The sequence below is a fragment of the Mycobacterium sp. genome (genome assembly GCF_035653355.1).
Classification (GTDB): Bacteria; Actinomycetota; Actinomycetes; order Mycobacteriales; family Mycobacteriaceae; genus Mycobacterium.
The window spans coordinates 1-7,621 of the sequence record NZ_DASRBZ010000570.1; the positions used below are offsets into that span (position 1 = coordinate 1).

Sequence of the window (7,621 nt, forward strand, 5' to 3'; positions counted from 1 at the left end):
TGCGTCCGACGCTGCCCGGGTCACCGACTGGCGAGCCCAGCACCGCGCCGACGATGTTCAGTTCGGGCGCATAGCCAGCGCACACTTCGACCGCCCATGCCGAGGCAAAGCCGCCGCCTGAATACCCCCACAGGCCTACCGGCGCCGACGGCGAGAGGCCCAGGCGCTGGCAGTTGAGTGCGGCACGCACGCCGTCGAGAATCCGATAGCCGGGCTCATACGGCGCCCCCCACATGCCATGACAGCCCTCGTGGTCGGGCACCGACACCGCCCAACCCTCGGCGAGCACTGCCGCAACCAACAAGAATTCGAGCTGCGCCAACGCGCCGACCGCCTTGGCGCCGCGACGCAGCGCATAGGAGGGAAAGCACCTTTCTGCCACCGCGTCGATCGCACATTGATACGACACCACGGGGCAGACCAGTTCGGGATCGCGCTGTGCCGGGATTATCACGGTGGTCACCGCGGCCTCGGGATCGCCGTTCAAGTTCGTGCTTCGATACAGCAGCTGCGTTGCCCTGAATCGCTGCGGTATCAGGCCGAGAAACGCGAGCTCGACGCCGCGGGAACGCAGCACCGTGCCCGGTCGGGCCTGCTCATATCCGGACGGCGGGATGTAGAACGGATCCCTGCTCGGCACCAGCGGACGCTCGCCGCGGCGCGCATTCTCGTGGGGAGCGCGCCCAAGCCATTGAATATCGGCCGTCAGACCGCCAGGGTCCATCGGCGACTCCCCTCCTGCGACAATGGGCATTGTCTCTCAGAAGTCGTGTGACCGTCGGCGTTCTTGCTCAAACGTCCGCAGCGTCGGCTCCCTGCCGGCGGGGCGACCGTGCCAGCGCCTGCTCGGCGATGCACGCCATCAGACGGGCCACCTCTCGCGCCGCCAAGCCGCGTCCCAGAACATCCACTCGTAGCGAGCGGTCGTGGCGAAATGCGCCCGGGCGCGGGCCTCGTCGGCAGACGAGAGGCTCTGGCCGACCTCGTCGGCCAGAGCCAGCACCTCAGCAACGATTGCCTGGTACTCGTCACCGGCATAGGTATCGATCCAGCTTTGGTACCGCGGATCGGCCGAGCCGCGCTTGACCAGCTCGGCGCCCACCTCGGCATAGATCCAGTAGCACGGCAGTACCGCGGCGAACCCGTCGGCGAAGGTGCCGCTGTACGCGGTGGCCAGCAGGTAACTCGTATACGCGCGAGTCGTCGGCGCGACGGGCACAGCATCGGTGTTCTCAATGCCCAATTGGGTCAGCAGTGAGGCGTGCAGGGCGAGCTCGACGTCGACGATGCCGGCGGCGTGCCGCGCGAACATGCCGACGTCAGCCGGGCAGGGCGCCTTGCTGCCCACGGCGGTCAGCGCGCGGGCGAAATCGTGCAAGTAGTACGCGTCTTGGATGAGGTAGTGAGCGAACGCATCGGGGTCGAGGCTGCCGTCGGCTAGGCCGGCCAGGAACGGGTGCTGCAGGATTGCTGCGTAGATGCCGGCCACCTCGGCCCACAACCGTCCGGTCCAGCCGTCTCGCGTCACGCCTGCGATGATCCCAGTCCGATGACAGCTGTTGCGTCGCCTCGACTGACAAATACCGACTGCGATGGTTGAGTCGCAATGTGCCATCCAGCGACGTGGGGGTTATCGGCGCCGGGATCGTGGGGTTAGCGACCGCCTACGCCCTAACCGAGCGCGGGGTATCGGTGACGGTCTACGAGCGCGGCATGCCTGGGCATGGTCAGTCAGGCGGGGAATCACGCATCTTCCGGCATGGCCACGACGACCCTCGTCTGGTCGATTTCGCCAAGCGCAGCCGCCTGATCTGGGACGAGTGGGCCGAGCGCCTGGAAATCGAATTGGTCTCTGGCGACGGCGTCGTCGCGCTCGGAGCGTCCGCCGAAAGCCGCCTTAGCGTCATACAAGAGGTAGGGGGTATCCCCGTCCGTCGCATCGACGCCGAGGAGCTGCACGAGCGGTTGCCTATCCTCGCCGACTTCGACGGCGTCGGGGTGCTCGACGAACGCGGCGGCTCGATTCGGACTACCGCGGCGATTTCCGTGCTCACCGCCGCGCTTTCTGACCGGCTGGTCGACGACGAGGTGCTGGTGGTGCGATCCACACCCACAGGGACTGTCGAGGTCCGCGCCGGCGGTGTCGCCGCGGAGCACGGCAGCGTGGTTGTGTGCGCCGGCCGCGGCACCGCTGCGCTTGCTCGGGGGATGGGTCTTGTCCTCCCCGTCCGCAACGGGGCCCATGTGCGCCTTACCTACGACATCCGCGGAGAGCCGCCGCAGACACTGGCATGCCTACAGGACGGCAGTGGCGTATTCGGCGAAACCGGCGTCTATGCGGCGGCCGTGCCCGGCAACGGTCGATATGCGGTCGGCCTCAGCGACCACGTCGATGCCCCTGAGGGTGGACTGCTGGATCCCCCGGCCCTCGCCCAGCTCGCTGAGCGGGCCAGCGCCTACGTCGCGCGCGCATTGCCCGGTCTTGATGCCGAGCCTGTGGATGTCCGCCATTGCTGGGTCACCGAACTCCCGTGGGGTTCGGATGGCCTGGGCGTGTGGTCGGTCGACGGGGTCTTTTTCGTTGCCGGCCACAACCTTTTCAAGCACGCGCCGGCACTTGGCCGTGCGCTGGCAGCGGCAGCTTCAGGTGACGACCTGGCCGAACAGTTGCGGCCTGACGCGCAGCTGGGTGGACCGCCGAGCTAGCGCCTGCTGGCATCAGGAAGTTCGTTCAGATCACGCGTCTAACGCTGTAATCCGCACGGCGTGTCACCGCCGTCGGGTTATCAGCCGGCCAGGACACCCCCCGGTACGACGGCATAGAAGACGGCGCAGAGGATGAAGAAGTCGACATCTCGTCCGTTGTACCAATCGAACTCCAGCGTGGCCGTCAAGGTCCACACTTGCCGTGTGGCTACAGAATTGAACCGTCCGCGAACTGGCGTGGGCATCACTGCGCAAGTGGTAGGACCGAACGGGGCCGGCTGACGTGACCAAAGAAGATCGCTCGCTTGCCAGCAGCGGACAAGATCCCACGCAATTTTCGGCGGTGGACCGCACAGAAGACCCGGAGTTCTTCGTCAGGTTCATGCGTGAAGGCCACAAACTGCCCGACATTGTGGCTGCGCGACAGCGCGCCACCGATCTGCTCGAGTTACGTCCGGGGGACCACATTGTGGATGTAGGCTGCGGGCCCGCGTTGGACGCCGGCGATCTTTCCTCGATCATCGGGCCAGATGGCGAGCTGGTAGGGGTCGACGCCAGCGAAACGATGATCGCCGCGGCACGCCGATATGCAAGCGCCCTTGAGGCAAAAACTCGTTTTGAGGTGGCGTCCGCCTACGAACTTCCGTTCGGCGACGCGACGTTTGATGCATCGCGAGCAGAACGGCTGTTCATGCACCTGTCAGAGCCGCAACAGGCCCTCAATGAGATGAGTCGGGTGACTCGACCGGGGGGCCGGATTTGTGTCGTTGATTTCGACTGGCATACCTTGCTCATCGATCATCCCGAGGCGGCCACCACAGAGAAACTCCTAAGCGACTTTGCCGACGACTTCGCCGACGGTCGAATCGGCAGGAAGCTCCGCCGCATGTTTCGCGACGCTGGATTGCAGGAAGCGAAACTCGAGATGCGGCCGGTGCAGTTCACCCCGGCGTTTTCCGAACTGCTGTTCGCCGGATACTTCGCCCGCCGTCAAACCGACGGGCGGTTGCAAGCGCACCAGATCAGCGGCTGGTGGGAACACCTGAAAGCGGCGCAGGACAACGGAACTTACTTTGTTGCGGTGGTGCTGTTCATCGCTGCAGCAACGAAGTAAACGTCGAACGCGGAGAAACGACCGAATCGAAAGCCCTCGAAATACGGGCGCGAATCGGGTTTTGACTCATTAGGGCATGGGCTCTGAAACTACTGATGGTCTGCACGTGCGACAGGCTTTGCGTCACATCGGATAAGGAAACGGCGCACAAGGCAAATCGGGAAGTGTACAGCGGATGCCCTTTGGCAACAATGCTTCCGCACTGAAACCATCAGAGACGCACTGGGTCTAAAGCAGCCGTCTGCCTGGATCGCCTATTCTTATTTGTCGCCGGCGTTCTTACTTATATCGTGCACCTGTGCCCGAAATGAACCGTCGCAGCATGATGTTGATGCTGGGGATCGGCGCTATGGCAGCCGCGACTCCTCTTCCCAAAGCAGGTGCCCACCCGTCGTCACCACGCACACCACCGATGCCGGCGCCCGCCGCACCGCCGGGTGCGACCACGGGTGGCTACCTTTTCCACGACGAGTTCGACGGACCGGCCGGTTCCGCGCCGAATCCGGCGAATTGGACGGTGGCCACCCACCGGACGCCGATCAAGAACCCGGTGGGGTGGGACAGACCCGAGTTCTTCTACCAGTACCGGGACGATCGCCGAAACGTCTTCGTCGACGGCAATTCGAATCTCGTTCTGCGCGCCACCAAAGACGGCGACACCTACTACGGCGGTCTGGTCAGCGGCAACTGGCGCGGCCCTATCGGCACCACCTGGGAAGCCCGGATAAAACTCAACTGTTTGACGGCGGGCTGCTGGCCGGCGTGGTGGTTGTCCAACGACGATCCCGGCCGCAGTAGTGAAGTCGACCTGCTCGAGTGGTACGGCAACGGGGAATGGCCGTCGGGAACAACTGTCCACGCCAACCCGGAGGGGACGGCATTCGAGACTCATCCGATCGGGGTGGACGGCGGATGGCACACCTGGCGATGCCGATGGGACCAGAACGGCTTCTACTTCTGGGAAGACTACGTCGACGGGGCGGAGCCCTACTTCACCGTTCCAGCGACCGGCATCGAACATCTCGAGTTGCCGATCCGCGAGTGGCCTTTCAACGAACCCGGTTACACGATGTTTCCCGTCTTGAACTTGGCGGTGGGTGGTTCGGGCGGTGGCGATGCCAGGCAGGGCAGCTATCCGGCGGACATGCTCATCGACTGGGTGCGGGTCTGGTAACGCTACGAGTTACACGAGTCCGTCAGTACGGCGCCTCGTGCAGGACCAGGCTGATGAAAACGTAGGCCATGCACACCAGCAGGTTCAGTGCCGCGAGGATGAGCCCGGCCACCAGAAGACATTGGATGCCGCGCCGTCGGGTGCGGTGGAATTTGGAGACGCGCTCCTCGCGCTGTATCTGGGTTGCGGCGAGCGCAAACTGGACGTCCACCAACTCGCTGGACGCGGCGGGGGCACCCGCCGCTATTGCCTGAAGCCGCACCGCGGGGATCCCGACGCCGACGTCGGCGAATCGTCGGCTCATTTGTCGTGCCCGTCTACGGCTGAGTACTTGATCCCGCCCCGGCAGCCGATGCCGTCTCCTACCCCGTTCGTCAGTCCATAGGTTCGCCGGGATCGTCATAGATGATCACTTTAACGCGACTGAGCCGCAACGGCCCGATAACATCCGCACCTCGTTCCGAAAGTCCTTTATTTCGGCCCGACTTCGTCTTGGTACTTCTTGGTCATGTGATCGATGGCCTGAAGTTGGGTCTGCGCGAGGTCTTCGCGTACTTCGCTGGCCCGCGCGGCGGCGTCGAGCGTCGGTTGCGCCTGACCCTGGAAGTGCGGCATCACCTCGGCGGCGAACAGTTCCGCTGATCGCTTGGTCGCCGCCGGATTGGCCCATTCGTGAGCCATCTGCAGCATGCAGCCGAATCCGCCCGATTGATCCCACAGCCGCTGCACCTGTGCGCGCGCCCGCTCCGGCGTGCCGATCACACCTGCTCCCGCGTTGTTGATGATGTCGATCATCTCGTCGAGCTGATCCCCTGGCATGGTCATCTGCGGGAATGCGGCCACCTTCTGGAAGTAGTGGAACCACGGCTCGATGCCGAATTTCACGTCGGCGCGGGCCTGCTCGTCGGTTTCGGCGATGTGGAATGGCCCAACCAGCCGCCAGTCCTTGCGGTCGACCTGCTTGCCGAAGGCAGCGGCACGCTCTTCGACGATGCCCCAGTGGTAGGCCAGCGCGTCGAAGCCTTCGATGCTCAGCGTCGCCCCGATGGACAGCAGGCCGATGCCGTGCTTGCCGGCCAGCCTGGCGCCCGTCGGCGAGGCGACCGCGGCCACCGCCAAGGGGATCCCGCCCTCGGAGTAGGGGGCAAGCTGCAACCTCGCGTCGAACAGTTCGTGAGTAGCGGTTTTGGCGGTCACGGTCTCACCGGCCAGCAGGCGCACCAGAATGTCGAGGTTGGTTTCGAGCAGCTCGCGGGTGTCGGTCGGGTTCAACCCGATCATCGCCGAATCGGTGGGCAGCGAACCCGGTCCCACCCCGCCGATCACGCGACCATGCGTCAGGTGATCAAGCAGCATCAGCCGGTCGGCAACCCACAGCGGGTTGTGGTAGGCGAGTGAGATGACCCCGGTGCCCAGGTGGATCCGCTTGGTTCGTTGCGCTGCGGCGGCGATGAAGATCTCCGGGGAGCTGATGATCTCGCTGCCCGCGGAGTGATGTTCGCCGATCCATACTTCGTCGAAGCCCAGCGCATCGATGTGTTCAATGAAGTCCAGATCCCGCTGCAACGCCAGCGTCGGATTGGTGCCCGCACGGTGGAACGGTGCCATGAAATATCCGAACCTGAGCTTGCTCATCGGGGTCCCCTTTGACATCGAGTTGCCCGAACCTTAAACCTTGCGGCGCGTCGTAGTACATGAAAGAAGCGCACCGCCTGCGCGGAGATATGGTTGGTTAGTTTCGGATCTTCGACTTGGGGCGGTGACTGCTGATGCGCTATAACCCTCCCCCGAATTGGCCCAAGCCACCTGAAGGTTGGGTGCCGCCACCTGACTGGTCGCCGGACCCGTCATGGCCGCCGCCTCCCCCGGGGTGGAAGCTCTGGGTGGACGACGGGCCTTCCCCGGAGAGGACCAAGTCGGTGCATCGAGTCGAGCGCAGCAGCGACGACGTCGAGTACTTCGGCGATGACGTGGCGTGGTCGGCGGATTCTGGCCGAGTGCCAACCCACGCGCAGATGGATGCCGGGCCGTCGCCGTCGTCGTCGCAGCCGACCGAAGTCGCGCCCGAGGACCTTTCTGCGCACCACCTCGGGCAGCGCGCCACCATCAAGTGGGATGGCGAACAGAGGTACGACATCGGCACGATCGTCGCCGTCTCCGCCGATTCAGCGGCGATCAGTGTCAGGCTCGCCGGATTCGATGCGCCGATTTCCTTTCCGCGAGACGCATCGCGGCGCGGTCCGGCCAACCCGCGCTTGTACGTGTGGGTTTGAGTGTGACGGTGGCATCCTCGCCATATGGGCTTACTGTTCCGGCTTGCGGAGCTGCTCCTGGTGCTGGTACCGCTGGCCGGCGTGATCATCGCCGGGGTAAAGGCATTCTTGGCCAGCCAGCGGCGGCAGATTGAGTCCAGCGAGCCGGATCGAGCCGGCCGGGCGGAGTCGGTGGCGCTCGGACGTGCCGGCGGTAGCCAAGTCGCCCAGTGGAGCTCGATAAAACGCGTCCTCGAAGAGCACAGCCGGACGGATGCACGGTGGCTGGAATACGAACTCGACGTTGCCAAACTGCTGGAATTCCCGCTGATGACCGATATGCGCGATCCGCTCACCATCGCCTTCCACAAAGCC

At 64.5% G+C, this 7,621-nt stretch carries 8 protein-coding genes and 1 pseudogene; 5 read left to right on the forward strand and 4 right to left on the reverse strand.

Annotated features, from left to right (window positions below):
- Positions 1-724, reverse strand: a 724-nt coding sequence (locus tag VFA16_RS19655; RefSeq protein ID WP_324969430.1) for a lipase family protein, incomplete at its 3' end; no start/stop codon positions are given.
- Positions 725-862: 138 nt separating this feature from the next.
- Complete coding sequence (tenA, locus tag VFA16_RS19660) at positions 863-1,528, reverse strand: thiaminase II (RefSeq protein WP_324969431.1); 666 nt, start codon at positions 1,526-1,528, stop codon at positions 863-865.
- An 80-nt stretch (positions 1,529-1,608) separates the two neighbouring features.
- Here tenA and VFA16_RS19665 point away from each other — a divergent pair, with 80 nt between their 5' ends.
- From VFA16_RS19665 to VFA16_RS19675, 3 genes are all read left to right on the forward strand, one after another.
- Positions 1,609-2,706 carry an FAD-dependent oxidoreductase gene (locus VFA16_RS19665; RefSeq protein WP_324969432.1) on the forward strand — a complete coding sequence of 366 codons (1,098 nt, stop codon included), beginning with the start codon at positions 1,609-1,611 and terminating at the stop codon, positions 2,704-2,706.
- Between the two features lie 382 nt (positions 2,707-3,088).
- Positions 3,089-3,820, forward strand: a complete 732-nt coding sequence (locus VFA16_RS19670) for a methyltransferase domain-containing protein (RefSeq protein WP_324969436.1) — start codon at positions 3,089-3,091, stop codon at positions 3,818-3,820.
- Between the two features lie 307 nt (positions 3,821-4,127).
- The gene (locus tag VFA16_RS19675) at positions 4,128-4,994 is read left to right on the forward strand and encodes a glycoside hydrolase family 16 protein (protein ID WP_324969437.1); all 867 of its coding nucleotides are present in this window, start codon (positions 4,128-4,130) and stop codon (positions 4,992-4,994) included.
- A 22-nt stretch (positions 4,995-5,016) separates the two neighbouring features.
- Here the strand turns inward: VFA16_RS19675 and VFA16_RS19680 are convergent, their stop codons facing one another.
- Together VFA16_RS19680 and VFA16_RS19685 are read right to left on the reverse strand one after the other, a co-directional pair.
- Positions 5,017-5,298 (reverse strand): hypothetical protein, encoded by a 282-nt coding sequence (locus VFA16_RS19680; protein ID WP_324969433.1) that lies wholly within the window; start codon positions 5,296-5,298, stop codon positions 5,017-5,019.
- A 167-nt stretch (positions 5,299-5,465) separates the two neighbouring features.
- Positions 5,466-6,629 carry an LLM class flavin-dependent oxidoreductase gene (locus VFA16_RS19685; RefSeq protein ID WP_324969434.1) on the reverse strand — a complete coding sequence of 388 codons (1,164 nt, stop codon included), beginning with the start codon at positions 6,627-6,629 and terminating at the stop codon, positions 5,466-5,468.
- A gap of 134 nt (positions 6,630-6,763) precedes the next feature.
- On the opposite strand from VFA16_RS19685, the gene VFA16_RS19690 reads away from it, so the two are divergent.
- Positions 6,764-7,267, forward strand: coding sequence for a hypothetical protein (locus tag VFA16_RS19690; protein WP_324969435.1), 504 nt, complete (start codon positions 6,764-6,766; stop codon positions 7,265-7,267).
- Positions 7,268-7,291: 24 nt separating this feature from the next.
- Positions 7,292-7,621, forward strand: a pseudogene (locus VFA16_RS19695) (hypothetical protein); the annotation flags it as partial.